Source organism: Microcoleus sp. AR_TQ3_B6, from assembly GCF_036702785.1.
Classification (GTDB): Bacteria; Cyanobacteriota; Cyanobacteriia; order Cyanobacteriales; family Microcoleaceae; genus Microcoleus.
In genome coordinates this window covers 16173-42449 of record NZ_JAUBVJ010000055.1, presented here as the reverse complement: position 1 = coordinate 42449, position 26277 = coordinate 16173, and the positions used below count along the sequence as shown (strand labels likewise).

Here is a 26277-nt window from a genome sequence, read left to right as displayed (position 1 = left end):
TTACTCATGAATGTCAGGGCGGGTTAATTTGGATAGGAACTTTACTGCTCGCCCAATCTCTAATTTTACCCCGACTGACTCATAATTGAGAAGTCATAGCTAATGACTAATGACTATTGACTAATGACTGCTAACTAATGACAGGTTTTCTTCGTATTTTGTCAAAAAATTGCGAGCTTGCATAATCCCGTAAAGGTCAACATCTGTTTCTAACAAACAAGCATGACCGCTGTTAGCCAGCAGCACCATTTCAGCTTTGGGAATTACCTTGACTAAAAGCTTCGCTTCTACTACCGAAGGCAGCAGGCGATCGGCACCGCTAGCAATTACTAGCGTCGGCTGTTTGATGCCGCGCAACTGATTTTCGTCAACATTAAACGATCGCACTAACGCCAATCTCCACACAGACGTGTTTTGCGGTACCGCTTGCATCGCTTCTAGCAAAGCTCGCCGATCGTCGCGCCCAATCTTTCCTAAGGATGCTAATATCGGCAAGAGACCGATTACCGACAGCGGATAAAGGTTGGTCGGCAGCCACTGAGTCAGATACGAACCCCACTGCACCCAAGGCTGCTGTCGGAATGAAGAAGCTGGATTGACTAAAATTAATCGATCGCACAATTGAGGAGCTTCTAAAACAGTTTTCATCGCTAAACAGCCCCCAAATGACTCGCCGCACAGATAAACCGGCCGCTTCGGCTTTCCCGCTTGCTTTTCTGCTTCAATTAAGGCAATTGTTTCGCTAACCAGTACCTCCCAACTAGCCATGTCGTCAGCCGGTATAGCTAAGCAGCGAATGTCGAAATGATTGGCTAATTTAGGAATTTGCGACCGCAGCAGCAAACCGCCTCCGTCCATACCGGGCAGAAATACAAATAAAGGACGTTCTGGTTTCGGCGGTTTGGGGGTTAGGAAACGAACCTTGTTGTTAGCATTTGCCATGATTCAAGTCAATCGATTTTAGATTTTAGATTTTAGATTTTAGATTGGAAATCTGACACCAGCCCATAGTCAACAGCCAACAGTCAACAGTCAACAGTCAACAGTCAACAAACTTACAAACTTACAAACTTACAAACAACGTCGTTGGAGTAATTCTGCAATTTCCCCCTGACAGTGGTCTGTGAGTTCAGCAACAACAGCTTTGGCTTTTTTGCCTCGATATTGCTGCTGTCGATCGACAGTAATCCAGTAAGGCCGACCGATTAAAACATTAACTCGCTGATAAATTATCACAGGATGCCACCCAGATCGATCGAATAGCGGTTCCGAAGGATCAAACAAACTCAACAACTTCAGCGGTACACCCGATCGTATTGACTGTTCCTCAAAAGAACTAATCGCCACCGGCAAAACCGCCAAATCCCGCACCGGCGCCCGCAAAGCCAAATGAGCAAATCCCCGCTGAAACTTCCCCACAGTATTGGGCCCAGTAAGCTTCACCATCGGTTCTGCACCCTCTGGAAACACCCCCACCATCTCCCCGCCTTGCAGCAGCGCTGTCGCTTGAGAGAAAAAATGCTGCTGTCGGTGCTCTGGTGCTTCCAAGGGGAAAGCGCCGAAAGTCGTGACCACTTCCCTCATCACCGGAACTTGACCCATGTAATGATGACACGCAAAGCGGATCGATCGACCCAAAGCCGCCGTCAGCAGCACAGGATCTAAGAAACTGCGGTGATTGCTCACCACCAGCACCGGACTCTCCTGGGGAATCCGGTCTTCGCGGTACAGAAACATCTGCGTTCCCAAACCAGCCAGGAAACAGCGCGAAATCAGCAATTTGCTCTCTGAAGACATGGGCGAAAAGACAGGTGCGACGCTATAAAGGTTGATTCCATTCTCATTCAGCTTAACATTTCTTTACCAAGTCGGGGCTCCCTCAAAAAGTAGACTTTCCGTTCTAAAAAACTTACCCATAGCTACCCAAGTCTAGACTTAGCTGGACATAGGTGATTTTGGTGTTGATTTCCTGTTTCACAGTAGCGGTAGCATGGCTGCTATCGGGTTTGTCTACTCTCGCCCGTGCTGACTGGAGTGGAACTCACCGCCAATTCTGAACGTTCTGGAATAAATATTCCTTCAAACCAACGTTCTATATTTCTCGCGGCATTCAAGTCACGGTCTTGAACATTTCCACAGTTAGGACATTCAAAAACTCGGACTTTCAACGGCATTTTATGACGATGATTGCAGCAAATTGAGCAAATTTGACTACTCGGAAAAAATCTATCTACAAGCGTCAATTTTGAGCTAAACTTTTGGGTCTTATATTCAACTTGACGCTTGAATTCGTACATTCCGCAGTCGGCGATCGCACCAGCTAATTTGTGATTTTTCAAAAATGCTTTAACGTGCAAGTCTTCAATTTTGACCTCGCTGTGGTTTTTAGCGAGGTAAGTTGTCAACTTATGGATGGCGTCTTTTCGGATGTTCGATACTTTTAGATGCAGTTTGGCTAGTTTTGAACTTGCTTTCTTGCGGTTACTGGAACCTTTGAGTCGTTTGCTGACACGTCGCTGTAGGCGCTTCATTTTACGGCTCATTCGACGATAAGCTTTGAGATTAGCGAAGGTTTGACCGTTAGAACAAACCGCTAATTCTTTGATGCCGATATCGACACCAACGACAGGACGGTTAGGTGGAGTTACAGGTTGTTCAACTTCGCACTTAAAAGCAATGAACCATCTGTCGGCTTTGCGGCTGATTACGCAGTTGTGGAACGCTGTAACTGGCAATGGTTCGTGCAGCCTAACCCAACCAATCTTTGGTAACTTGACGCGCTTGCCGTCGTTATTAATTCCTGGTTTTGTTTTTGTTCCTTGCTCTAGATAGAAAGAGTCACCTGACGCGCCTTTTTTCTTGAATCTCGGCTGTTTGGATACTTTTTTGAAGCATCTATCCCAAGCTGTCCTCAGTTCGGCTAGAGCCTGCTGGGGACTTGCCTTGGAAGATTCATAATACCAGGGATATAGCGGTTTGACTTCTGCCACTAAGCGCTTGTGCAGATCTATCGCAGAAGGAATTTTAACCGTTTTGTCGGTTTCTCTGGCATTCAATACTTCAAGAATGATTGAATGCGCCCAGTTGTAAGCGTGCCTTGCTACTCCGCAATGTTGACGGAATTTAGTCACCTGTCGATTATTGGGTTTTAGTTCCGTCTTGAAGCTGAGCAACATTTGCTTTTACCTCATTTTTGTCTTATGGTTATTATATGCACAATTAATGCGGAATAACAAGATGCCTAGAAAAAAGATGTATAGCGAACCCAAGGTTAAACTAAGCTTGAGTCTAACCGAGACTGCTACGAAGTGGTTAGAGGCAAAACAAGTTGAGCTTACCGCAAGCAGTCTTAGTGACGTTATCGAGAGGCTGGCTAGAGAGTTACCCAAAAAGTCCATCAATGGGTAACTCTCTGCAAGAATTACGTTACAGCTTCCAGCCCCTTATGCCTTTGTTTCGTAATCCTGGACGCACGGGTGGCCATCACCTTGGTTGTTTCGCGCGTTTACTTCTAGTCAGCCCGCCAAAACAGTAAAAAACCCGGTTTCTAGGCGTTCGAGTTCGTCAGCCAACTGTGTCGGCCGAATTTCCCAGTCAGGAGCAAAGATATACCAAGTGTTGTGGCAACTTGTTAAAGAATGTTTACAACAACCCCAAAACCAAGTTGCGGCAGCTAAACTTAGAAATTTACAGTCGGCATTGACGCACTGTCAAAGTATTTTTGGACAAGTCGTAATAGCAATCTCGCGAGGCATCAAATGAATAACATCCAAAACTATCGCCTTAGATGTACGCTCACCTTTGGCGACATTTACGGTCAAATCATTGTTTGGCTGATAGTCATCTTCCTAAGTCTAGCGTCGGCACTCGCCTTGTGGAGTAGCGCCCGCCAAATCTTCGCCTTGGCTACCGTCGGCTTGATTTTAGTGCTGTCTCTGCCCTTCTTGCTGTTTGCTTTCGTTACAACTCTGCTAAATAACATTGAAGTGCTTGCTGTAGAACCCGGTACGGAACCTCAACCTTCTGCAACGGGAAATCAGTCGCTTCAGAACCCTGCCGAAAGCGCCGGCTAGTCCAATTTGAAATTTTAACTTTTGATTTTCCATTCAAATCAAAAGTTAAAAAACTTCCTGCTCTTTTGGTAGGAAGTTTTTTTTTGCGTCACCATAAGTTGAGCAGAACACTCAAAATAATTCAAAAAAATGCTAGAACACGACGTAATCATTGTAGGCGGGGGTTTAGCAGGTTGTCGCGCCGCAGTAGAAATTGCCCGGACTGACCCCAGTTTAAAGGTAGCTGTCGTCGCTAAAACTCACCCGATTCGATCGCACTCCGTCGCCGCCCAAGGTGGCATGGCCTCCAGCCTCCAAAATGTCGATCCCGAAGACAGTTGGAAAGCCCACGCCTTCGACACAGTAAAAGGTTCAGACTATTTAGCCGACCAAGACGCGGTAGAAATCCTCACCCGCGAAGCCCCCGGTGTAGTCATAGATTTAGAACACATGGGAGTCCTCTTTTCCCGCCTCCCAGACGGCAGAATTGCCCAGCGCGCTTTCGGCGGACATTCCCACCGCCGTACCTGCTACGCCGCCGACAAAACCGGTCACGCCATCCTCCACGAATTAGTCAACAATCTGCGCCGTTACGGGGTTCACATCTATCAGGAGTGGTATGTCACGCGCCTGATTTTGGAAGAAGGCCAAGCCAAGGGGGTAGTTATGTACCGCCTTCTAGACGGTCAAATTGAGGTTGTCCGTGCTAAGGCGGTGATGTTTGCTACGGGCGGTTACGGCCGAGTTTACAATACCACGTCGAATGATTACGCCTCGACGGGGGACGGTTTGGCGATGACGGCTTTAGCTGGACTGCCGCTGGAAGATATGGAATTCGTGCAGTTTCACCCGACTGGTTTGTATCCCGTGGGAGTTCTGATTTCGGAGGCTGTGCGGGGCGAAGGCGCTTATTTGATTAATTCAGAGGGCGATCGATTTATGGCGAATTATGCCCCGTCGCGGATGGAATTAGCCCCCAGAGATATCACCTCGCGCTCAATTTCCATAGAAATTCGCGCCGGCCGAGGAATTAATGTTGATGGTAGTGCCGGCGGCCCCTTTGTCTACCTCGATTTGCGGCACATGGGACGCGAAAAAATTATGAGCAAAATTCCTTTTGCTTGGGAAGAAGCGCACCGTTTGTTAGGAATTGATGCCGTAAATCAGCCGATGCCCGTCCGCCCTACCGTTCACTATTCAATGGGGGGAATTCCTACTAATGTTAGCGGGCAAGTTCGCAGCAGTCCTGAGGGTTTGGTGGACGGTTTTTTTGCAGCGGGGGAAGCAGCTTGCGTGTCGGTTCACGGCGCCAACCGTTTGGGCAGCAATTCGCTGTTGGAATGCGTCGTTTACGGCAAAGTTACTGGCGCAACCATAGCACAATTCGTACAAAATCGCAAGTTGCCTGCCGTAGACGAACAGCGTTATATTACGGAAGCAAAAGAGCAAATTCAGGCACTTTTAGAACGTCCGGGAAAATACCGGATCGATCAAATCCGGCAGCAGTATCAAGATACTATGACTGAGTATTGTGGCGTATTTCGTAGCGCCGAATTGATGCAGGAAGGTTTAAAGAAATTGGAGTATTTAGAGCGACAATATGAGGAGGTTTACTTAGACGATAAAAGCAAGTTGTGGAATACGGAAATTGTCGAAGCTTTGGAGTTGCGTAGTTTGATAATTGTCGGGAAAATGATTTTAACTTCGGCTTTGAACCGACAGGAAAGTCGGGGAGCTCATTCGCGGGAAGATTTTACTGAGCGCGATGATGGGAATTTCTTGAAGCATACCATGGCGTATTATTCGCCGGCGGGGATTGATTTGGCTTATATGCCGGTGGCGATTACGATGTTTGAGCCGCAAGAGAGGAAGTATTAATTTCTGATTGGCCGTAACCCCCTAATTCAAGGGGGGTATTTTTTTTGATTATGTTAAAATAATGGCGTTTATAAAATATCAGCAAGGAATAAAAAGAGGGCAACTGACTCCAGCCATACTATCCAAATATCCCGTAGCTTGCATAAAAAACTACTATGTGTAATAATTAAAGGTTAAGGGTTAAATTTAATACTCCCGTTGTCAACTACCGATTTTTAGCATAACCCGCGCCGGACAACTTGTAATTTGCTTTTAGAGAAAAAAATGAGTAAGTGGACAAGAACCTTTACTTTTAAAGGTAAAGAGTTATATTACAATAGGATAAAATTCAATAACCCGACAGAAAGAGCCGTAGAAATTTCCATTGCATTTGACTTTATTGCTAATCTAAGGAATCCTCAGAAAATTCTTGAAATTGGCAACGTACTCTCCCACTACGAAAACTCATTGAGCGAAAATATTGGGATAAGATCGAGACGAATTGTAGATAAATTTGAAGTCGATCTAGGTGTAGAAAATCAAGATTTGATGAGCCTGCCATCAGCGGAAAAATATGACGCAATAGTATCAATTTCTAGTGTAGAGCACGTAGGGCAAAAAGACGATCCTTCAGGAGGCTATGGGGAACAGATAGAGTACCGCGATCTAGAAGCCCCCTTAAAGGCGATCGCTAAAATTTACGATCTACTGGCTATTGAGGGAAAAGCCTTGATTACCGTTCCTTTTGGAAAACTTACAGATGCAGAATGGTATATTCAATTTAGCCAAGAATATTTAGATGTTTTATGGAAAAAATATGGTATTCCGAAAGATGCTATATCCGCCAACTACTTAAAGCTGATAGATAGGGAAACGGTAGATGAAAAGCACTATATGCTTTGGAAAGAAGTAAATGCTTTAGAACTTAGCGATAGTGAATACGGATGGCCTTGGTCACAAGCTAATGGAATTGCCGTCATAGAACTTACCAAAGTCTCAAGCGAATTTAATCTCAACTTAAACCTAGAACCAACCGATTTGTATTACAATATGACTTACGAACAACGGAGAGAGTTTGAAAATTGCAAAGCCCAACTTCATCAGATTCAGAGAGAGTTGGCGCAGTCGCAGTCGCAGCTATATCAAACTCAGGCAGAGTTAGAACAATCCTTGATAGAACTAAATCAACGTCAGAAAGAGTTAGAAGTAGTTCAAAGTCAAATTTATCCGGTTCAAGGAGAATTGGAACTGGCGCAAGCTCAACTATATAAAACTCATGAAGAGTGCGCTCAATTTCAGTCCCAACTATATCAAGCTCAGGAAGAGTTGGAAAAAGTCCATCCCCAACTAAATCAAACTAGAAGTGAGTTGGAAATATCCCAGTCACAACTGTACAAAACTCAGGGAGAGTTGGAATTAACCGAAGCTCAACTATATCAAGCTCAGGAAGATCGCGATCGATTTGAGTCCCAAATGTATCAGGCTCAGGAAGATTGCGAATTAATACAAATTCAACTGCATCAAATTCAAGGAGAATTAGAACTATTCCAAGCTCAATATCATCAAACTCAGCAAGAATTGGAACTATCCCAATCCGAACACCATCAAACTCGGCAAGAATTGGAACAGTTACAGTCTCAACTGCACTCGACTCGGCAAGAATTGGAACAGTCACAGTCTCAACTGCACTCGACTCAGCAAGAATTGGAACTATCCCAAGCCGCACACTATCAAGCTCAGCAGGAATTGGAACAGTCCCAGTCGCAACTGCACTCGACTCGGCAAGAATTGGAATTATCCCAAGCCAAACACGATCGCACTCGGAAAGAATTGGAACAGTCGCAGTCACAACTGCACAAAACTGCGGGGCAATTAGAGAGATGGCGTTTTCAGGAAAATGCCGTCAAAAATCCAGATGAAAATAATTCAGTGCAGTACGACGTTCTAGTATGGGAAGCCTGGTATGCTTACCGCAACGACGATAGGGCTGGGATGTCTCATTGTCTACAGAAATCTTTGAATTGTACGCCTTTCTCACCGACAGAAACTATTGTGAACTGGTTGGAAAATTTTGGCCGCTTTTCCTTAGAAAAAGGCGAGTATCTCGATACGAACTCCCTGAGCAATTCCCTCGAATGGAAAGAATTGATGAGGCGTGTCCTTGCTGTTAAAACTACGGTAGGGCGGATCTAGGCTCAGGTGGCGGGAACACTAGGCTTAAGGGAGAGTCTAGTGTTTAAAATAGCCACCGGGAAGCTCAGCGCACACACCCCTTCTCCCTGAGAGCATCGTCTGTTTGTAGCTGTGCCCTTAAAACTGTTCAGGAATAGCGTCGCAAAAATGAAATCTGCTCCGGTTTGGGTGAAAAAAGTCCGTTCACCTTTTTTAACGCAAGTTTGTAGATGCGCCATCGCGAACATCACCTGGTATAGTTACAAAAACGGGGATTCTCCGGTGTTGTATGGTGGCAACCCCCTCAGAGTTGGAAATTACACCATTTAGTTCAAAGATGCTGACAAAGAATACAGAAAAATATCTTGATTTTGGAACTTGTAAAGAGGTACTTGCTAATGTCCGAGAGCAGAACCGTAAGATAGTGCTCTGTCATGGGGTGTTTGACCTGCTTCACCCGGGTCATATTGCCCACTTGCAAGAAGCCAAAGCTTTGGGAGATGTATTGGTAGTTTCAATTACCGCAGCTCATTACGTCAACCGAGGCCCTGGAAGACCGATTTTTACGGACGATTTGCGACTTTATTCTATTGCCTCTTTAGCTTGCGTAGACTATGTGCTATTGGCTCCTGTTGCCACAGCTTTAGATGTACTCGATCGAGTTCAGCCAAATTTTTACTGCAAAGGTCACGAATATGCTGACCACAGTCAAGATGTTACTAAAAATATTGACCGTGAAGCCGAGCGAGTCAAAGCTTACGGCGGAGAAATTCGCTATACAGGCGAGATTGTTTTTAGCTCAACAAAGCTGCTCAATAACTACACGGATGTGTTGCCACCCCATATCAAAAGCTATGCCATTCAATTAAGCCAGCAATACCCTTTTGAGGCAATTCGCAAGGGCGTTGATGCGATGCAAAAGCTCAAAGTCTTAGTGTTGGGGGACGTAATTATTGATGAATTTGTTCACTGTACAGTACAGGGTTTGACTTCTAAGGGCAGAGTTATTTCGACTCGCTTTTTGAAAAAAGAGCAGCATTTAGGAGGTTCTTTGGCTATTGCCCGCCACATCGCTAGTTTTGTAGACTCTGTAACTGTGGCTGGTGTGGTGGGGAATGAGCCAGACATTCACAGCTTGATTTTGAATAATATAAATGGCGGTATTCGGCTAGATTTACAATATGAAAATGGTGCCGCCACCGTCACCAAACGCCGTTACATTGAGCGGCAGGGAATGAGGGATAATTACACCAAGCTGTTTTCTATTAATGAGCTGCAAGAAGAAGGGCCGGCGCCCAATCAGCGGGAGAAGTTGTTAGATCGTTTGCGGAAAACGATTCGGGATTATGACATGGTGGTGGTTGCAGATTACGGACATGGGTTGCTGGATACTGAACTCATGGATTTGGTTCAAAATGAAGCTCCATTTTTGGCTTTGAACTGCCAAACGAATAGTGCAAATTACGGCTATAACTTAATTACTAAGTACCGCAGAGCAGATGTTTTTTGCTTGGATGAACAAGAACTGCGTTTAGCGTTTTCTAGCCGTTACGGAGACCACAATTATCTGCTTCAAGGCTTGTTCCAACATCTAGATGCTCAGCAAGGATGGCTCACTTTAGGTTCTGCGGGCTCGTTGGGAATTAATGCGAAAGGAGAAGAAGATTTGAGTCCAGCAATGACGCTGGCAGTAAAGGATACAATAGGGGCGGGTGATGCTTTTTTTGCTCTGGCTAGCTTGAGTGCGAAGTTGGAATTACCGATCGCAGTTGGTTCGCTGCTGGGAAATTTGGCTGGGGCGATTTCAGCTAATACTCTTGGCAATGCTGAACCTGTAGAAAAAGCTCGGTTGTTGAAATTTGCTACCACAGTTTTAAAGGTATAGAGATGCCATCTTTAAGCAAGCCTCAAGCAATTTTGTGCGATCGCGATGGCACTCTAATTCAAGATAGTCACTTCCTTAGCCACCCCGACCAAATTGAGTGGATTCCGGGAGTGCTGGAAACGCTAAAATTCCTGAATACTCAGGACATCTCAGTATTGGTCCTGACTAATCAATCGGGAGTAGCTAGGGGTTATTTCTCAGTGGAAGCAGTGGAGGCAGTTAACGATCGAATGCGACGGGATGCTGAAGTGGCTTTAGGGGCGATCGCCGATTTTTATTACTGTCCCCATCACCCGAAAGGTGAAGTTATCCAGTATAGTTGCGTTTGTGAGTGTCGCAAGCCGTCGCCTGGGTTATTTCTCCAAGCCATGACCGACCACAGTTTAGACCCGACCCGGTGCTGGGCGATCGGGGATAGACTCAGGGATTTAGAGCCTGGTTTGCAGTTAGGGATGAAAGCTTTTCTGGTGAAAACTGGCTATGGAATACAGGAACACCAAGATTTGTCTAAATCTCCGTTTTACGATCGAATAACGGTAATTTCGTCAATGGCAGAAATTAGTGACTTTATCCAAAACAGGAAGAATTTTACGCTGTCAAAAATGTTAAATGTAACACCTTTAGTGGGATGATTAATATATTAGACATGGTAAAAATAAAGTTTAGGGAAGGCAAAATGCCTACCCCATAACAGTTTTTATAGAGGTCTATTAACCAAAGTCAAAATAATTGAGAAATGTAGGGTGAATCAAATGCAACAAGTTTTAGTCACAGGTGGAGCGGGTTATGTGGGGGCTGTTCTAGTTCCTAAACTACTTCAAGCTGGATATCGAGTTAAGGTTGTGGATTTGTACATTTATGGAACAGATGTTCTATCCGCAGTCAAAAACCATCCGGGGTTAGAAGAGATTAAGGGAGATATTCGCGATCGCCCACTGCTAGAAAAAATTCTACCCGGATGTGATGCTGTTATCCATCTAGCTTGTATTTCCAACGATCCCAGTTTTGAATTAGATCCCGACCTCGGTAAGTCGATTAACTACGATGCTTTTGTTGACTTAGTAGATGTGGCCAAAGATAGCGGTGTCAAGCGGTTTATATATGCTTCCTCTTCAAGCGTGTACGGCATTAAAGAAACCGAAAATGTTAACGAAGAACTGCCATTGCAACCGTTAACAGATTATTCCAAGTATAAAGCAATGTGCGAGGATGTGTTGCTTGCCAAGCGGGAACCGGGGTTTGTTACCTTAATTCTGCGGCCGGCGACGGTGTGCGGTTACTCCCCGAGACTGAGGCTGGATTTAACAGTAAATATCCTTACTAACCACGCGGTTAATAATGGTAAGATTACCGTGTTTGGTGGCGAACAAAAACGACCAAATATTCACATCGAGGATATGACAGACCTTTATATCAAGTCCCTCCAGTGGTCTGATGATGCGATTGATGGTAAGATTTTTAACGCGGGTTATGAAAATCATACTGTGATGCAAATTGCTCAAATGGTGCGAAATGTGGTAGGAGAAACAGTGGAAATAATTACCACGCCGACCAATGACCACCGCTCTTATCACATTTCATCGGAGAAGATTAAGAAGGAACTTGGGTTCGTGCCACAGCATACGATTGAAGATGCTGTGCAGGATTTGGTGAAGGCGTTTAAGGCTAATTTGATTCCTAATCCGATGACAGATAGCCTTTATTACAATATTAAGACGATGCAAGAACTGAGTTTAAAATAAAGATGAATATTCCAGAGCTTGAAGCCACTGCCCGAAAAATTCGGGGCAAAATTGTAGAACTGTCCCACAACGCTCGCACTGCCCATTTAGGTTCTTCCCTATCCTGTACAGATATTTTAGTAGCAGCTTACTGGGGAAGTTTGAAAATCGACCCCAAGGATGCAGAAAATCCCGATCGCGATCGCTTTATTCTCAGTAAAGGACACGCAGCAACAACGCTTTACGCCACCCTCGCAGAAGCCGGATTTTTCCCGCAAGATTTACTCGATAGCTATGCTGAACCGGGTAGCAACTTGCCAGAACACCCTAGCGTGAAATGCGTGCCTGGGGTAGAAGTAGCAACGGGTTCTCTGGGACACGGATTGTCCGTAGGCATAGGGATGGCCCTGGCAAGTCGCATTCAGAAACGCTCTTATCGCGTATTTGTCACAATGAGTGACGGCGAATGCAATGAAGGTTCTGTTTGGGAAGCTGCCATGTTTGCACCAGCTCAAAAACTAGATAATCTGGTGACCATCATTGATTACAATAAGTGGCAAGCTACGGGTCGCAGCAACGAAGTTATGGCTCTTCATCCTTTAAAACAAAAATGGGAAGCTTTCGGATGGAGTACCTATGAATTAGACGGTCACGACATGAAAGCATTGGTTGATACCTTGCGTAACGTGCCAGATGGTAGCGGGAAACCCGTTGCTATTGTTGCCCATACTGTGAAAGGAAAAGGCGTTTCTTTTATGGAAGATGACAACAATTGGCATTACCGCGTTCCGACTGCTGAAGAAGTTGAAAAAGCTAAAGTGGAACTCCAACTTGTATGAGAAATGAATTTGCGGCGGAACTGAGCGAAATCGCGGCGGAAGACGATCGGGTTGTTTTGTTATCTGGCGATATTGGCAATCGGCTTTTTGATAAATATAAAGCTCGCTTTCCCGAAAGGTTTTATAACTGTGGAGTTGCCGAAGCGAACATGATGAGCGTGGCAGCTGGTATGGCAATGTGCGGACTTCGACCCATTACTTACACGATTACGCCGTTTACAACTACTCGCTGTTTTGAACAAATTAGGGTTGATGTTTGTTATCACAATGTTCCAGTGATTATTGTGGGAGTTGGGGCTGGTTTGTCCTATGCCGGGAATGGGGCAACTCATCATTCTTGTGAAGATATTGCTTTACTGCGAATGCTGCCAAACATGACTGTGATCTGTGCGGGTGATGCTTGGGAAGTACGAGCGGCTATGCGAGCTTGTTTGCAACAGAATGGCCCAGCTTATATTCGCATGGGCAAGAAAGGTGAGCCGCTTGTTCATCAGGGGATGCCTGACTTTGAAATTGGCAAAGGAATCGTGATGCGACGGGGAAGTGACGTTTGCTTGCTGAGTACCGGAAATCTGCTACCGAATGTGTTGCAAGCAGCAGACGAGCTTAGCAAACGGGGAGTTTCAGTTCAAGTTGTTAGCTTCCACACTGTCAAACCTTTGGATCGAGAATTGCTAGCTCAGGCTTTCTCGCAGTTTTGGGTAGTGGCGACGGTTGAAGAACACAGTATCATGGGCGGACTCGGAGGGGCTGTGGCTGAGTGGTTGAGCGATCGCGACCATCCAAAAGCTCGCCTGTTGCGAATTGGAGTTGCAGACAAGTTCCTGCACGCAGCGGGAGAACAAGAGTATGCCCGCGAGTATTTTGGTCTCACCCCAGAAGCGATCGCAGACAAAACATTCGAGATGTATCGGGCGATCGCGCCTCAGCAGGTGAAAGCATAAAAAACAAACGATAAACAGATATGGACTTCTTGGAAAAAATAGAAACAGACTTAAGTGCTGCTTTCATTCAAAATGGTTATATAGTCCAGCCCTGCGAAAATCTCTCTGCGCTAGATAAAATCCGAAACAAAACGGTAGATTTAGCAACTAATTTTTTGGGAGTGCCATATCCGACTGATGCCGGAGAGTTTTTAGATGAAATTGTTTCTCTAGTACCAGTCAAAAAACTCAACTCTTTTCGGCTTCATATCATATCCGGTTTAATGGCCGAACCTTGGTTTCGGGAAGCATATTTCTCCTGCGGTCGTTCCCTAGTAAAAACCATTGTCGGCAACGAACTGGTGATGCAGCGAAATATCGGTTTAAGCATTCAACTTCCAGGCGACAACAGTTCTTTATTACCCCTGCATTCAGATAGTTGGGGTTCGGAATGTTCTCCTTTTGAAGTAGTATTGTGGATTCCATTAGTAGATTGCTATCGAACCAAAAGTATGTTTATTTTGCCGCCTGATGCTGATGCTAAATGGCGGGAAAGAATACAGGAATTTTCTGGGGCAGGCACAGAAAGTCTTTATCAGGCGATCGAACCCGAACTTGAATGGTTAGAAGTTCCCTACGGTAAGGTAGTTCTATTTACTCCTACGATCGTCCACGGCAATCGAATTAACCAAGAATCTACAACTAGATGGTCTATGAATATTCGATTTAAAGGTTTATTTACACCTTACTCTGATAAACGTCTGGGGGAATATTTCGCCCCGATCGCCGTGCGTGCCGCCTCTAAAATAGGGATGAAATTTACCATGCCTGGGGGGTTTGATGAGTGAAGAATTGAGTCAAAAATTAGGGTATCGCGGTTACATTACCAGCCGTCGGGTCCGGGGAATAAGTTATCCACACCGCGTGCAAAACTTGGTGGTTCGCGACTACGCCACACGGCATAATTTAGATTATAAACTCAGTGCTACTGAATACGCTATGCCGGGATGTTATATGATGTTCTACGATGTCTTGACAGAACTGCCACAACTAGAGGGCATCATCCTATTTAGCCTGTTTATGTTGCCGCAGAAAACCAAGCCCCGATTGGAAATATACGACCGGATTTTAGGTGCTGGATGCGAGTTACACGCAGCTTTGGAAGAAATGGTACTGCAAGAGAAAAGCGAGATAGAAGATTTTGAGACAATGATACAGGTTGTATTAAATTTACCTAAGGCACCAATGGGGGGTTATTATCACAAGTCAGAAGACCCAAAACTCAACAACTTTTTTCTAGAAGCTATGAGACCGACGATCGATATGACTGTGGAGTGAGCAATGCTAATTGGAGTTGATTTTGACAACACAATTGTTTGTTATGACGGCTTGTTCCACCGAGTGGCGGTCGAACAAAGATTAATTCCCCCAGAAATTCCCGCGAGTAAAGGTCAAGTGCGGGATTATTTGCGCCAATGTGGGAAGGAAGATGCTTGGACTCAAATGCAGGGTTACGTTTATGGCCATCGCATGAAAGAAGCTGACCCGTTTCCGGGCGTACAGGAATTTTTTACCCGTTGCGTTCGGGATGGAGTCAATGTCTGCATTGTCAGCCACAAAACGCGCTACCCTTATCTGGGCCCCAAATACGATTTGCACGAAGCTGCACAGGGATGGTTGAAAAGTCAAGGGTTTTACGATCGCGATCGCATTAATTTGTCCCCAGACCAAGTGTACTTTGAACTTACTAAGCAGGAAAAGCTGGAACGCATTGCCAAGCAGCAATGTACTCATTTTATTGATGACTTGCCCGAATTTTTGGGAGAGTCGGGGTTTCCGGCCGGAGTCGAACGCATCCTCTTTGACCCCCAAAATCACCATTCCACCGGACATCCCTTTCGTTACGCTTCCTCTTGGTCGGAAATAGAGGCTTTGATTTTATGATGGCTGAAGTTGTTTCCCTGAGTTTAGAAGAACTTCAGGAAGCGGCCGGTGATTTAGTATCTGCAGCGGGGTTGGTGGGGGAGGTGGAAATTCATCCTCTGACAGGTGGCGGGAATAACCGAGTTTTCCGCGTGGAGGCAAAGGATTCAAGTTTTTTGCTGAAGGCTTATTTTCAACATCCAGGCGATCGCAGAGACCGGTTGGGTACTGAATTTGCATTTTCGCAGTTTGCTTGGGACAATGGGGTGCGGGCTTTACCTCAACCGTTGGCCTGCGATCGCCAAAAAGGTTTAGGTTTATATGAGTTTGTCCGCGGACGGCGACTAGAACCGCAGGAAGTTACTGCTGAAACGGTTGAGCAAGCACTTAATTTCTATCGGGAAATAAACTGTTATAAGCAACTGACAGAGGCTCAAAATCTACCCAAGGCATCGGAAGCTTGTTTTACCCTTGAGGAACATCTGCAATGCGTGGAACGTCGTCTTGTCAAGTTGCAAACAGTCGAAGTATCTTCCGATAGCGATCGCTCTGCTGTTGAATTTATCCACAACGATTTGTTTGAATTGTGGAAACGAGTGCGATCGCGGGTTGTGCAACAAGCGAGTCAGTGGAGTCTAAAGTTAGAAGCAGAAATCGCATCTTTAGATCGGTGTTTGTCTCCATCTGATTTTGGGTTTCACAACGCTATATTGAGCAATTCTGGGCAATTACGCTTTCTCGATTTTGAGTATGCAGGGTGGGACGATCCGGGTAAAATGGTTTCTGACTTTTTTTGCCAACCGGCGGTTCCTGTTTCTCTAGATTACTACTCCAAGTTTGTTGAAGCGGTTGTTTCTGAATTGTCAGAACCCGAACAACACCGACAGCGGATGGCGATTTTATTGCCTGTTTATCGAGTCAAGTGGTGTTGTATTCTGCTTAATGACTTTTTGCCAGTCGGTAGCCAAAGGCGAAGTTTTGCGGGGCAAGTTGCCGATCAGGAAGTACACAAAGCTGTACAATTGCAAAAGGCACGTCGCGCTCTCGAATACCTGAAAGAAAACAGGGAATTTTAAATGGCTTATATTGACTTCCTCTCAGCAGTTCACAAAAAAACTCAGCGCGATTATTTGGGGCGCGTGAATGAATTCCCCAAGGCTGAGGCGGCTAAGCTTGCTAAAAAATTTGATTATGATTATTGGGACGGCGATCGCAAAGTTGGCTATGGTGGCTATAAATATGATGGTCGCTGGCGGGCTGTTGCAGATGCGATCGCTCAACACTATAATTTAAAACCGGGCGATCGGATTCTTGATGTGGGTTGCGGCAAAGCGTTTTTACTCTACGACTTCACGCAAGCTGTACCGGGAATCGAAGTTGGCGGTATAGATATTTCCGAATACGGTATTAGCCACGCCAAAGAAGAGGTACGCCCTTTTTTGAAGGTCTGCAACGCTACTGAATTGCCCTTTGAAGATAATAGTTTCAAGTTGGTGTTTTCTATTAATACGCTCCACAATTTGTATTGTTTTGAACTTGACAAAGCTTTGCGGGAAATAGAGCGGGTCAGCAAGGAAAACAAATATATAGTGGTAGAGTCTTATAGGAACGAATCCGAAAAAGCTAACCTACTATATTGGCAGCTTACGTGCGAAAGTTTCTATACCCCCCAAGAGTGGGATTGGTGGTTTAAGCATTGCGGCTATAGTGGCGATCACTCTTTTATCTACTTTGAGTAGATGGGAAAATTACATTGTAAAACGGCAAAAATATAAATAAAATTATCAGGGGGAGACATGAATCAACGTAAAATAGCAGTTTTGGGTAGCAATTCTTTTTCGGGAAGCGATTTAGTTGACTTACTTCTGGAAGACGACAAAAACGAAGTTATAGGTATAAGTCGTTCTCCAGAGAAAGGGCCACTTTTTCTCCCCTACCTGCGTCATACAAACCCTCGGTTTCAGTTTCATCAACTGGATTTTAACCGAGATATGGCCAAGATTTTGCAGGCGATCGACGATTTTTCACCTGAATATATTGTCAATTTTGCTGCTCAAAGTGAGGTTGCTCCTAGTTGGACAAATCCTGACCACTGGTTCCAAACGAATACAGTAGCATTGGCTCAACTAATTAATCATTTGAAAGATAAAAAATACCTAAGTCGCTATGTTCACATTTCTTCTCCAGAAGTGTATGGAACTTGTGAAGGGAATGTGCTAGAATCGGCGCCGATGAATCCTTCGACACCCTACGCAGCCTCTAAAGCTGCTGCGGATTTACTTTTATCCACTTACTATAAAAATTTTCAGTTTCCTTTGGTTACAGTTCGTGCTACCAATGTGTATGGAGCTTACCAGCAGCTCTTCAAAATAATTCCGCGATCGGCAATTTATTTGAAGCTGGGTAAAACGATTCAGTTGCACGGCGGCGGGCAGGCGGTGAAGTCTTATATCCATATTCGCGATGTTTCTAGGGGAGAATTAGCGGTGATGGAAAAAGGGAAAGTGGGGGAAATTTATCATTTGTCGCCCGATAGGGGCTATGCTGTACGGGAAGTAGTGCAAACTATTTGCGAAGCAATGAACCGCTCGTTTGCTGAGTCAACGGAGACTGTTGCCGAACGATTAGGACAGGATGCTGCCTATGTGATAGATTCAACCAAGGCTCGTACTGAACTCGGATGGAAGTCAGAAATTTCTTTAAAGGATGGAGTTGCGGGTGTGATAAAATGGGTGGAGGAATTTTGGGATGAGATTGAGAAGCAGCCTTTAGAATATATTCATAAACCTTAGTATCAAATCACGGTAGGATTAACAACGGTTCAGGAAAGCCGGAGACAAGCAATGACTGTAAGCTATTTTGACGCGGCCAACAAACTAAAGCAGGAAGGGAGATGGGAAGAGGCGATCGCTTCTTATCGCTCTGCTATTGAAGAAAACCCCAATTTTTATTGGTCTTACCCAAATTTTGGAGATGTTTTACTGAAAGTTGGCCGATGGGAAGAGGCGGTTAATGCTTACAGTAGGGCGCTCGAGCTGAACCCTGATTCGTCGGCTTGGATTTATTACAATCAAGGGGAAGCTTTAACTAAATTGGGCAGGTGGGAGGAGGCGATTGTTTGTTATCAAAGGGCGATCGATCTGAACCCTGATGAGCTCGAAATTCAATCAAGTTTCGCAGAGGCGTTGCGACAGAGAAGCCAGGTAGATTTGGATCGGGCGATCGGGATTTATCAGCGGGCGATCGAGTTAAATCCTGAGTCGGTGGAAGCTTATCAAAATTTGCTAGAAATCCAACCAAAAAACTGGGAAGCGTGGTGGAAACTGGGTAAAGTTTTAGTCAAAGAAAGCCGTCAAGAAGAAGCAAGAGTCGCCTACAGGCGAGCCATCGAAATAAATCCAGAATTTGCGTCAGCCTACGAAAGCCTGCTGTCAATACAATCTGATAACTCGGAACTTTGGTGGCAGTTGTGCAGAGTGTACGCTCAGCAAAAGGAGAGGCAAAAAGCAATTGCAGCCTACCGGCGAGTCATCGAATTAAACCCCGATTCAGTGGCAGCTTATCAAAGCCTTGCAGAGCTGGAACCAGATAGCTGGGAAATTTGGTGGCAGTTAGGGAATGTTTTAGCCAAACACAATCAGATAGGCGAAGCTGTTGCAGCTTACGATCGCGTGATTCAACTCAATCCTGACGAGGGACTAAAAGTATATCAAAATATCTTAGAAATTCAGCCAGATAGCTGGGAAATTTGGTGGCAGTTAGGGAATGTTTTAGCCAAACAAAATCAGCACGTAGAGGCCGCAGCAGCCTGCGAGCAAGTCATTAAACTAAATCCCGACACGGTTCAAGCTTACCCAAATCTGTTAGAATCTTACAAAAATATATTAGAATATCAACCAAAAAACTGGGAAGCGTGGTGGAAACTGGGTAAAGTTTTAGTCAAAGAAAATCGTCAAGAAGAAGCAATAGTCGCCTACAGGCGAGCCATCGAAATAAATCCAGAATTTGCGTCAGCCTACGAAAGCCTGCTGTCAATACAATCTGATAACTCGGAACTTTGGTGGCAGTTGTGCAGAGTGTACGCTCAGCAAAAGGAGAGGCAAAAAGCAATTGCAGCCTACCGGCGAGTCATCGAATTAAACCCCGATTCAGTGGCAGCTTATCAAAGCCTTGCAGAGCTGGAACCAGATAGCTGGGAAATTTGGTGGCAGTTAGGGAATGTTTTAGCCAAACAAAATCAGATAGGCGAAGCCATAGCTGCCTACGAGAAAGCGGTTAAACTAAATCCAACCGACCTACAAGCCTACCAAAGTCTTGTAGAATTGCAACCGGATAACTGGGAAATCTGGTGGCAATTAGGTAACATCTACGATCGCCAAAATCAGCAGGAAGAAGCGGTAACAGCGTATCGCCAGGTAATCCGATTAAATCCCGAACTTGTAGAAGCTTCTCAAAAAATACGACAAATTAAACCTGAAATTTGGGAAAGTTGGTTCAACTTAAATAACCTGTCTCAGATTGAGAGATACAAAGCTTTAGCTTTAGGGGTGGAGTATATAGCTGGCACGGATGTTGAGGGAGATATAGCTGAATTTGGTACGATGTGGGGAAATACAGCTAAATTCTTGGCATTTGCTTTGTCTAGAACTGATAATAATCCTTATATAACTCTCAACTTGTCTCAAATGAAACTACATCTTTTTGATAGTTTTCAAGGTTTACCCTATTCAGAAGCTCAGGCCGATCGAGAGTCCCCTCATGTAAAGACAGGAGTTTGGGGACCGGGAACTTGTAAAGGTAGTACCAAAGAGCAAGTTTTAGAAATATGTAAGCAATATCTTCCCGAATCAAGAATTAAGATTTATGAAGGTTGGTTTCAGGATACTCTTCCTCAGATCCCAACCAAAACAAAGTTTAGTATGATCCATATAGATAGTGATTTGTATCAGTCTGCTATCGAGGTGTTAGATACTTGTTTTGCGCGGGAGTTTGTACAAGAAGGGACAGTCATATTTTTTGATGATTGGAATTGTAACCGAGCCTCTCCCAAATTTGGTGAAAGGAGAGCTTGGCAGGAAATACAGGAAAAGTATTCAGTCAATTTTAGCGACTGGGGGATCTACAGTACGGGTGGTTATAGAATTATTGTTCACTCTTACAATATTCCTAATAATTCATAATTTTGATTGAATGTTACAGTCCTTGATACAAGAGCAACAAGAATAGAGGATTATTACCAAAATGAAATTATATAAGAAAGAACAACTAATAGAGTGGGTTAGTAAAAATTCTGCTCTCACCTTAGAAGAATCACTTGACTCTCGATTGGAAGAAGTGATCTCCCGCTATAAAGAATTTCTTGAAAAAAATCCAGATGAGTCTCAATTTCAAGATTGGGAACTCTGGTGGCAGTTAGGTGGGATATTAGAAGAACTTGGTCAGGTGCCAGAAGCATTAGCAGCTTATCAGCAAGTAATTAAACTCAATTCCTATTGGGTGCAAGCTTATCAAAATGCCATCAAACTTCAGCCAGAAAACTATGAATTATGGTGGCAATTAGCCTGTAATGTATACGCTGAGCAAGGCCTAATAAAAGAAGCGACTGAAGCTTACCAGTCCGTAGTTAAACTCAACCCGGACTTTTTGCCTGCCTACTACTGTTTACTAGAGCTTCAACTAGAGAATTGGGAGATTTGGTGGAAATTAGGTAAAGCTTTAGATAAACAAAATCAGTATGAGCAGGCTGTAGTTGCATACAACCAGGCCATCGTTTTTAATCCTGATTTTGATGGGGATTTTTGCAATGATAATGACATAGATGATGGGTATATCTACGTTCAAACCAGTGGAGATTATTCTGAACCAACAAGCAAAACTAAGATTGACTTAATCAAATCCGACTTAAAAAATACTTACATAAAGTTAGCAAAACAAGCAACTGATTTAAATGTATATCGTCATTTAAGTAAAACCTGGCAGCGTCAAGGCAACTTGAATAAGGTGATTAGCTTTTGGCAAAAGCTGGTTAAAACAGAACCTAGCAATGTAAATTTTAATATTGAGATGGGTAACATACTTTTGTTACTAGAAAGACGAAATGAAGCACTTAACAGCTATTACCGAGCCAACCAAATTTACTTGGAAGAAGCCCGTCGAAATGGAAGGATAGGGAGGCTATTCTTAATTACATTGCCAAAATCAGGTGGTCAGTATCTTGCCATTTCTCTTCAGAAGGGATTAGGCATAAACCAAGCGCCCTTACCAGGTAGTAATAACATATCTTTCGACGATGTTTTAATTATGCCGTCAGTACATAATGGGCTCCACTCATCAAAAGATATTATTGTTGTTTCTCATGCCTATAGTAATGATTTCAATCGTCTTGCGATTACTCAGTATGTAGACAAGCTAATAGTTAATATTCGAGATCCCAGGCAAGCTACCCTATCTCACATACACAATTTAAACTTAATACACCGTCAGGCGGGGAAGGAACAATTGTTGTTGTCTGTGAACCTTCCTCAAAAATATTTTCTATGGTCTTTATCTGAACAAATAACTTGGCAAATAGATGAAGGCTTTTTCCCAAAAGCTATTCAGTTTATACAAGGTTGGTTAGAGGCAGCGGAAGATCCCAATTTTTATCCGCCCATCTTGTTTACTAGGTATGAACACTTAGTAGAAGCTCCCGAGAAATATTTTACTAGAATTTTGGAATTTTATGGATTCAGCGAATCAAGTTTTGATTTTCCAGAACAGCCAAAATTCCAAGAAAAAAGTCACTATAGAAAAGGAGAAATTGATGAGTGGAAAAAAGTATTTACTTCCGAACAAGCTGACAAAGCTTGTAGTATGCTTCCTGAAAAAGTAAATAAGTTTTTAAATGGGTCGTCCGACGCGGAATAACTAAAAATAGTTGCCCCGTGAAGTAGAAAACCGTGTTATTGTCGCTATATTGATACCATAAACAAATGACAATCAGTTACTTTCAGACGGCTAATAAACTTAAACAGGAAGGTAAATTAGAGGAAGCGATAGCCTGTTATCACAACGTTATTGAGCAAAATCCCAAATTTTATTGGCCTTACCACAACTTGGGGGAAACTTTAGATCTCCTAGGTCGCACGGATGAGGCAATCAAGGCTTATAACCAAGCTATTGACCAAAATCCAAACTCGGCTTTCTCTCACCATAATCTAGGGGACGTTTTGGTTAAACTTGGTCGGCTAGACGATGCCATTATTGCCTACCGTCGCGCTGTTGAGATTTGCCCTAATGTTGATAATTTTTACAACAGCTTGGGGCAAACTTTTTATGAGCTAGCATTAAAGATCACACCAGACTCTTTAGAAGAGTACCAAAGATTAGGAAAAGTCTTACCTAAACTAGCTCATAGTGAAGGATATTTAACAGATTTAGACAATCTAAACGATCTCGATTTTATACAAGTAACTAGCCATCTCAACAACGAAGATTTTATAGAAAAACTTTATTGTGTTTATTTGAAACGCCAGCCAGATGAGGTCGGCAAAAAACACTTTATAGAGGATATTCGCAACAATTTGACTCGCCAGGAAATTGTTTATAAAATTCGGCAATCCCACGAATCTATATCGCTGCCGATTATCACAATTCGAGCAACGGAACCCTACCACATCAAAGATGAAGATTTTCTACAAGCAACTGACCAACTTAACGAAGAGGCGTTTGTAGAAGAGTTGTATCGCGCCTATCTAAAACGAAACGCTGATGATGAAGGGAAAAATCACTACATTCAGCATCTTTGCAATGGAATCTCCCGCCAGGAGTTAGTTGGGGGATTCCGGCAAGCACCTGAATTTAAGTCTTTGTTAAAATTTTCAATAGTATCTTTCTGCCTGCAAGAAGCGATCGCCGCGTACCGCAGTTCGATTGAGATCAACCCCAACAATCATAAGTCTGAGTACAACTTGAGAGAAGCCATAAACTACCAGGGCAGGCTATTAGCCCAGGCGGGGAAATTAGAGGCAGCAATTGAAAGCTACAAACAAGTGACTGCTGCTGTGGAACTAAATTTATCAGATTACCCGAACTTAGCAGAGGCATACTACCATCAAGGAAATGCATTAAGGCTGCAGGGTAAATTTGAGGAAGCACTTGAAAGTTATAAACAGGCGATCGGCATCAATCCCAATTATACTGAAGCATATTTAGGCCGGGCCGCGGCACTGACATTGCTAGACAAGTTTGAGGAGTCAGTTTCAGATTGGAGGAATGGGCTGGAGCTTTGCGCCGACATCCAACAAGCATTATTTGATGTCGGAGACAGAGTGACATTCGATCGGGGGAAAATGGATGCTGCAATCAAGCTATACCAACTCGTGTATGAAGTTCAGCACAAGCGTGCTGATAACGAGGGCTATCAAAAATTAAATATTACTTTCCTTAGCCCTCACTGGGTTTCTAGAATTGGACACCTAGCTTGCCTAGATTACTATGTAAAAATGGGTATTTTGGGCTGGCGACCTTTACACCTAAATATAATATTAGCACCTCACGAGCTGATAGCTAACTCATGTTTATTGAACTACTGGCAGCGCTATCATATCTATGCAATCTCCGATCGCCTATTGATAGAACGTTTATCTCATATAACTAAAAACCTGCAAGAACATTTCAATGTTTGGAGTCTGTCTCAAGGAGAAGTTATGGGGATACATGAGGCAAGAACGTTAAGTCAAAAACAATGGGAAGCCGAAGGACGTTCACCACTTCTTACACTGTCCGATCGAGATCGTGAACGCGGCTGGAGTTGTTTAGGGCAATTAGGAGTGCCCACAGATGCCTGGTTTGTGTGTCTTCATGTTAGGGAACCAGGCTATTGGCAAGATTCTGCTGCATATTTACGCAATTCAAATGTTGATACATACTTGTTAGCCGTCAAAACAATTGTAGAGCATGGCGGATGGGTCATACGCATGGGCAACCCAACAATGAAACCCTTACCCCAAATGAATAAAGTTATTGACTATGCTCATAGCGATGCAAGAAGCGATTGGATGGATGTTTTCTTATGTGCTTCATCTCGTTTTATAATAGGGACAGATTCAGGGTTAACCTATGTGCCTTCTTGTTTTGGCGTACCCATTGCCATGACAAATAATGTGCCAATGGGTGTAAGAATGTATTCTCAGCAAGATATTTACATTTCTAAGCTGTACTGGTCTATACATGAGGAGCGATATTTAGATTTTGCTCAATCAATGGCTCCTCCTTTAGGTCATGCTTTCAGTAACGAAGGTTTAGCTGCATCTGGTGTTAAAGTAGTGGACAACACGCCCGATGAGATTAACGACTTAGTGGTGGAAATGCTAGAACGAATTGATGGAACCATTAAGTACACACCCGACGATGAACGTTTACAGGGAAATTTTAATAGACTAGCCGAAGCTTTCAATGCTTATGGCTGTAGCCGGATAGGAAGAAATTTCTTACGCAAGTACGCTTGGCTTCTGCCAGCTTCCGACGACTACAAGAGTTTAAGGAAAGTTTCTTCAGACTCCAGCAAAATAAAGGCTAATATTCTCAATAGTTAATTGTCAACCTAATCTTGGCTATCTGATTATCCAAGTTAACTTCAAGAGGAAAATTTGAGATGACAAAAAATTTGGAAATTAAGGTACAAGAGCTATCTCAAAACTATAAAATTACCAAGTCAGACTTAGCAATCTTTGGTGGATCTAAAGTTCGTTCGCAGCCAATGCCACCGCGTATGGCTTGTGGAGATACAGAACTTCAAGCGATACAAGAACTGTTTGCCCACTACAAAAGTAGAAAAGTAGATTTTGGTTATCAAGATACATACGAACGACTCTATACAGAAGCTTTTGTTCAATATCAGGGAGTAGATGGATATGCTGATGCTGTGAGTACAGGAACAGCAGCTTTATTTGTAGCTCTAGCTACATTGCAGTTACCACCTCACAGCCATGTTATTGTTTCACCCATTACCGATCCGGGAACTCTTAGTGCGATTATCCTCAACCAGCTAGTACCTGTAATCGCTGACTCTAGCCCTAATTCTTACAATATGGGGGTTGAGCAGTTTGAGGAGCGTATCACCGATAAAACAAAGGCTGTATTAGTGGTACACGCTGCTGGCAAAGCAGCTCCAGTTGACTTAATTAGTCAAGTAGCCAGACAGAGAGGAATATATGTTGTTGAAGACTGCTCACAAGCTCACGGCGCGAAATTAAACGGTCAAAAAGTTGGTGTCTTTGGAGATATTGCAGCTTCTTCAACTATGTATAGAAAAGCCCTAGCTTCAGGGGGTTGTGGAGGTATGATTTTTACACGTTCTCAAGAGCTTTACCATCGAGCTACAGCCTATGCAGACAGAGGAAAAGCTTTCTGGACTGCTGACTTTGATGCTAAAGACTGCACCAAATTTCTGTTTCCCGCTTTAAATTTTAACATTGATGAAATTTCCTGTGCGCTCGGGATGAAATCCTTAGAAAAATTAGAAGATACAATTAGGAAAAGAATTAACTTTTTACAAATTCTTCACGAGCAAATCGAACGGCACTCAAAAGTATGTCAACTATCACCTATCTCAAATGATGATTCTCCATTTTTTCATCCCATATTTGTCGATTCCACTAAGATATCTTGTTCCAAACAGGAATTTGCCCGAGCTATTGAGAGCGAAGGAATCGATATTAACCCTCATTATATGTATGTTGTCAATGAATGGTCTTGGGTACAGCCTTATTTAGCAGATAGGTTTAAAGCTACCAACGCGATCGAGTGTCGGGACAGTTCTTTTAATATCCTCTTCAATGAAAACTATGGTATCAAAGAAGCAGAGGATATAAGTGCTGCTATCATAAAAGTAGAACAAGCGTACTCTATTAACTAGGACAATCA

Annotated in this window: 21 protein-coding genes; 18 read left to right on the top strand and 3 right to left on the bottom strand. The window is 43.7% G+C overall.

Annotated elements, in window-relative coordinates; genetic code table 11:
• Nucleotides 1-120 precede the first annotated feature (120 nt).
• The 3 genes from QUB56_RS23570 to QUB56_RS23560 form a co-directional block, all read right to left on the bottom strand.
• Nucleotides 121-942, bottom strand: a complete 822-nt coding sequence (locus tag QUB56_RS23570) for an alpha/beta hydrolase (RefSeq protein ID WP_332958541.1) — start codon at nucleotides 940-942, stop codon at nucleotides 121-123.
• Between the two features lie 129 nt (nucleotides 943-1071).
• On the bottom strand, nucleotides 1072-1797 hold the full coding sequence (locus tag QUB56_RS23565; RefSeq protein ID WP_332958539.1) for a lysophospholipid acyltransferase family protein: 726 nt from the start codon (nucleotides 1795-1797) through the stop codon (nucleotides 1072-1074).
• 200 nt (nucleotides 1798-1997) lie between these two features.
• Nucleotides 1998-3176, bottom strand: a complete 1179-nt coding sequence (locus QUB56_RS23560) for an RNA-guided endonuclease TnpB family protein (protein WP_332958538.1) — start codon at nucleotides 3174-3176, stop codon at nucleotides 1998-2000.
• A gap of 582 nt (nucleotides 3177-3758) precedes the next feature.
• Between QUB56_RS23560 and QUB56_RS23555 the strand changes: the two genes are divergently transcribed.
• The 18 genes from QUB56_RS23555 to QUB56_RS23470 all read left to right on the top strand — a co-directional run bounded on the left by QUB56_RS23555 (nucleotide 3759) and on the right by QUB56_RS23470 (nucleotide 26269).
• Nucleotides 3759-4073 (top strand): hypothetical protein, encoded by a 315-nt coding sequence (locus tag QUB56_RS23555; protein WP_190741078.1) that lies wholly within the window; start codon nucleotides 3759-3761, stop codon nucleotides 4071-4073.
• Between the two features lie 129 nt (nucleotides 4074-4202).
• Nucleotides 4203-5930 carry a succinate dehydrogenase/fumarate reductase flavoprotein subunit gene (locus QUB56_RS23550; RefSeq protein WP_332958536.1) on the top strand — a complete coding sequence of 576 codons (1728 nt, stop codon included), beginning with the start codon at nucleotides 4203-4205 and terminating at the stop codon, nucleotides 5928-5930.
• Between the two features lie 264 nt (nucleotides 5931-6194).
• Nucleotides 6195-8102, top strand: coding sequence for a hypothetical protein (locus QUB56_RS23545; RefSeq protein ID WP_332958534.1), 1908 nt, complete (start codon nucleotides 6195-6197; stop codon nucleotides 8100-8102).
• Nucleotides 8103-8418: 316 nt separating this feature from the next.
• Complete coding sequence (locus QUB56_RS23540) at nucleotides 8419-9966, top strand: PfkB family carbohydrate kinase (protein ID WP_332958533.1); 1548 nt, start codon at nucleotides 8419-8421, stop codon at nucleotides 9964-9966.
• Nucleotides 9967-9968: 2 nt separating this feature from the next.
• Nucleotides 9969-10598, top strand: coding sequence for an HAD family hydrolase (locus QUB56_RS23535; RefSeq protein ID WP_332958531.1), 630 nt, complete (start codon nucleotides 9969-9971; stop codon nucleotides 10596-10598).
• Between the two features lie 120 nt (nucleotides 10599-10718).
• Nucleotides 10719-11708: an SDR family oxidoreductase gene (locus QUB56_RS23530; RefSeq protein ID WP_332958530.1), complete on the top strand. Its 990-nt coding sequence runs from the start codon at nucleotides 10719-10721 to the stop codon at nucleotides 11706-11708.
• Between the two features lie 2 nt (nucleotides 11709-11710).
• Nucleotides 11711-12526, top strand: a complete 816-nt coding sequence (locus tag QUB56_RS23525) for a transketolase (protein WP_332958529.1) — start codon at nucleotides 11711-11713, stop codon at nucleotides 12524-12526.
• Complete coding sequence (locus QUB56_RS23520) at nucleotides 12523-13470, top strand: transketolase C-terminal domain-containing protein (protein WP_332958527.1); 948 nt, start codon at nucleotides 12523-12525, stop codon at nucleotides 13468-13470. The genes QUB56_RS23525 and QUB56_RS23520 overlap by 4 nt, the downstream gene beginning before the upstream one ends.
• A gap of 20 nt (nucleotides 13471-13490) precedes the next feature.
• Nucleotides 13491-14297: a sporadic carbohydrate cluster 2OG-Fe(II) oxygenase gene (locus tag QUB56_RS23515; protein WP_332958526.1), complete on the top strand. Its 807-nt coding sequence runs from the start codon at nucleotides 13491-13493 to the stop codon at nucleotides 14295-14297.
• Entirely contained in the window at nucleotides 14290-14787 is a 498-nt protein-coding gene (locus tag QUB56_RS23510; protein ID WP_332958525.1) for an LIC12192 family sporadic carbohydrate cluster protein, read from the top strand. The genes QUB56_RS23515 and QUB56_RS23510 overlap by 8 nt, the downstream gene beginning before the upstream one ends.
• 3 nt (nucleotides 14788-14790) lie before the next feature.
• The gene (locus QUB56_RS23505) at nucleotides 14791-15393 is read left to right on the top strand and encodes a hypothetical protein (RefSeq protein WP_332958523.1); all 603 of its coding nucleotides are present in this window, start codon (nucleotides 14791-14793) and stop codon (nucleotides 15391-15393) included.
• Nucleotides 15390-16448, top strand: a complete 1059-nt coding sequence (locus QUB56_RS23500) for an aminoglycoside phosphotransferase family protein (protein ID WP_332958522.1) — start codon at nucleotides 15390-15392, stop codon at nucleotides 16446-16448. The genes QUB56_RS23505 and QUB56_RS23500 overlap by 4 nt, the downstream gene beginning before the upstream one ends.
• The gene (locus QUB56_RS23495) at nucleotides 16449-17111 is read left to right on the top strand and encodes a methyltransferase domain-containing protein (protein ID WP_332958521.1); all 663 of its coding nucleotides are present in this window, start codon (nucleotides 16449-16451) and stop codon (nucleotides 17109-17111) included.
• A gap of 57 nt (nucleotides 17112-17168) precedes the next feature.
• Nucleotides 17169-18164 carry a GDP-mannose 4,6-dehydratase gene (locus QUB56_RS23490; RefSeq protein WP_332958520.1) on the top strand — a complete coding sequence of 332 codons (996 nt, stop codon included), beginning with the start codon at nucleotides 17169-17171 and terminating at the stop codon, nucleotides 18162-18164.
• 51 nt (nucleotides 18165-18215) lie between these two features.
• Nucleotides 18216-20552: a tetratricopeptide repeat protein gene (locus QUB56_RS23485; protein WP_332958518.1), complete on the top strand. Its 2337-nt coding sequence runs from the start codon at nucleotides 18216-18218 to the stop codon at nucleotides 20550-20552.
• Nucleotides 20553-20613: 61 nt separating this feature from the next.
• Nucleotides 20614-22278: a tetratricopeptide repeat protein gene (locus QUB56_RS23480; protein ID WP_332958517.1), complete on the top strand. Its 1665-nt coding sequence runs from the start codon at nucleotides 20614-20616 to the stop codon at nucleotides 22276-22278.
• Nucleotides 22279-22343: 65 nt separating this feature from the next.
• Complete coding sequence (locus tag QUB56_RS23475) at nucleotides 22344-24947, top strand: TIGR04372 family glycosyltransferase (protein WP_332958516.1); 2604 nt, start codon at nucleotides 22344-22346, stop codon at nucleotides 24945-24947.
• 59 nt (nucleotides 24948-25006) lie between these two features.
• A complete protein-coding gene (locus tag QUB56_RS23470; RefSeq protein WP_332958514.1) occupies nucleotides 25007-26269 on the top strand; it encodes a DegT/DnrJ/EryC1/StrS family aminotransferase in 1263 nt (420 codons plus the stop codon).
• Nucleotides 26270-26277: the final 8 nt, after the last annotated feature.

Bases quoted from the DNA above. Each gene is read 5' to 3' on its own strand.
- QUB56_RS23570 (WP_332958541.1), bottom strand. From the start codon at position 942: ATGGCAAATGCTAACAACAAGGTTCGTTTCCTAACCCCCAAACCGCCG.
- QUB56_RS23565 (WP_332958539.1), bottom strand. From the start codon at position 1,797: ATGTCTTCAGAGAGCAAATTGCTGATTTCGCGCTGTTTCCTGGCTGGT.
- QUB56_RS23560 (WP_332958538.1), bottom strand. From the start codon at position 3,176: ATGTTGCTCAGCTTCAAGACGGAACTAAAACCCAATAATCGACAGGTG.
- QUB56_RS23555 (WP_190741078.1), top strand. From the start codon at position 3,759: ATGAATAACATCCAAAACTATCGCCTTAGATGTACGCTCACCTTTGGC.
- QUB56_RS23550 (WP_332958536.1), top strand. From the start codon at position 4,203: ATGCTAGAACACGACGTAATCATTGTAGGCGGGGGTTTAGCAGGTTGT.
- QUB56_RS23545 (WP_332958534.1), top strand. From the start codon at position 6,195: ATGAGTAAGTGGACAAGAACCTTTACTTTTAAAGGTAAAGAGTTATAT.
- QUB56_RS23540 (WP_332958533.1), top strand. From the start codon at position 8,419: ATGCTGACAAAGAATACAGAAAAATATCTTGATTTTGGAACTTGTAAA.
- QUB56_RS23535 (WP_332958531.1), top strand. From the start codon at position 9,969: ATGCCATCTTTAAGCAAGCCTCAAGCAATTTTGTGCGATCGCGATGGC.
- QUB56_RS23530 (WP_332958530.1), top strand. From the start codon at position 10,719: ATGCAACAAGTTTTAGTCACAGGTGGAGCGGGTTATGTGGGGGCTGTT.
- QUB56_RS23525 (WP_332958529.1), top strand. From the start codon at position 11,711: ATGAATATTCCAGAGCTTGAAGCCACTGCCCGAAAAATTCGGGGCAAA.
- QUB56_RS23520 (WP_332958527.1), top strand. From the start codon at position 12,523: ATGAGAAATGAATTTGCGGCGGAACTGAGCGAAATCGCGGCGGAAGAC.
- QUB56_RS23515 (WP_332958526.1), top strand. From the start codon at position 13,491: ATGGACTTCTTGGAAAAAATAGAAACAGACTTAAGTGCTGCTTTCATT.
- QUB56_RS23510 (WP_332958525.1), top strand. From the start codon at position 14,290: ATGAGTGAAGAATTGAGTCAAAAATTAGGGTATCGCGGTTACATTACC.
- QUB56_RS23505 (WP_332958523.1), top strand. From the start codon at position 14,791: ATGCTAATTGGAGTTGATTTTGACAACACAATTGTTTGTTATGACGGC.
- QUB56_RS23500 (WP_332958522.1), top strand. From the start codon at position 15,390: ATGATGGCTGAAGTTGTTTCCCTGAGTTTAGAAGAACTTCAGGAAGCG.
- QUB56_RS23495 (WP_332958521.1), top strand. From the start codon at position 16,449: ATGGCTTATATTGACTTCCTCTCAGCAGTTCACAAAAAAACTCAGCGC.
- QUB56_RS23490 (WP_332958520.1), top strand. From the start codon at position 17,169: ATGAATCAACGTAAAATAGCAGTTTTGGGTAGCAATTCTTTTTCGGGA.
- QUB56_RS23485 (WP_332958518.1), top strand. From the start codon at position 18,216: ATGACTGTAAGCTATTTTGACGCGGCCAACAAACTAAAGCAGGAAGGG.
- QUB56_RS23480 (WP_332958517.1), top strand. From the start codon at position 20,614: ATGAAATTATATAAGAAAGAACAACTAATAGAGTGGGTTAGTAAAAAT.
- QUB56_RS23475 (WP_332958516.1), top strand. From the start codon at position 22,344: ATGACAATCAGTTACTTTCAGACGGCTAATAAACTTAAACAGGAAGGT.
- QUB56_RS23470 (WP_332958514.1), top strand. From the start codon at position 25,007: ATGACAAAAAATTTGGAAATTAAGGTACAAGAGCTATCTCAAAACTAT.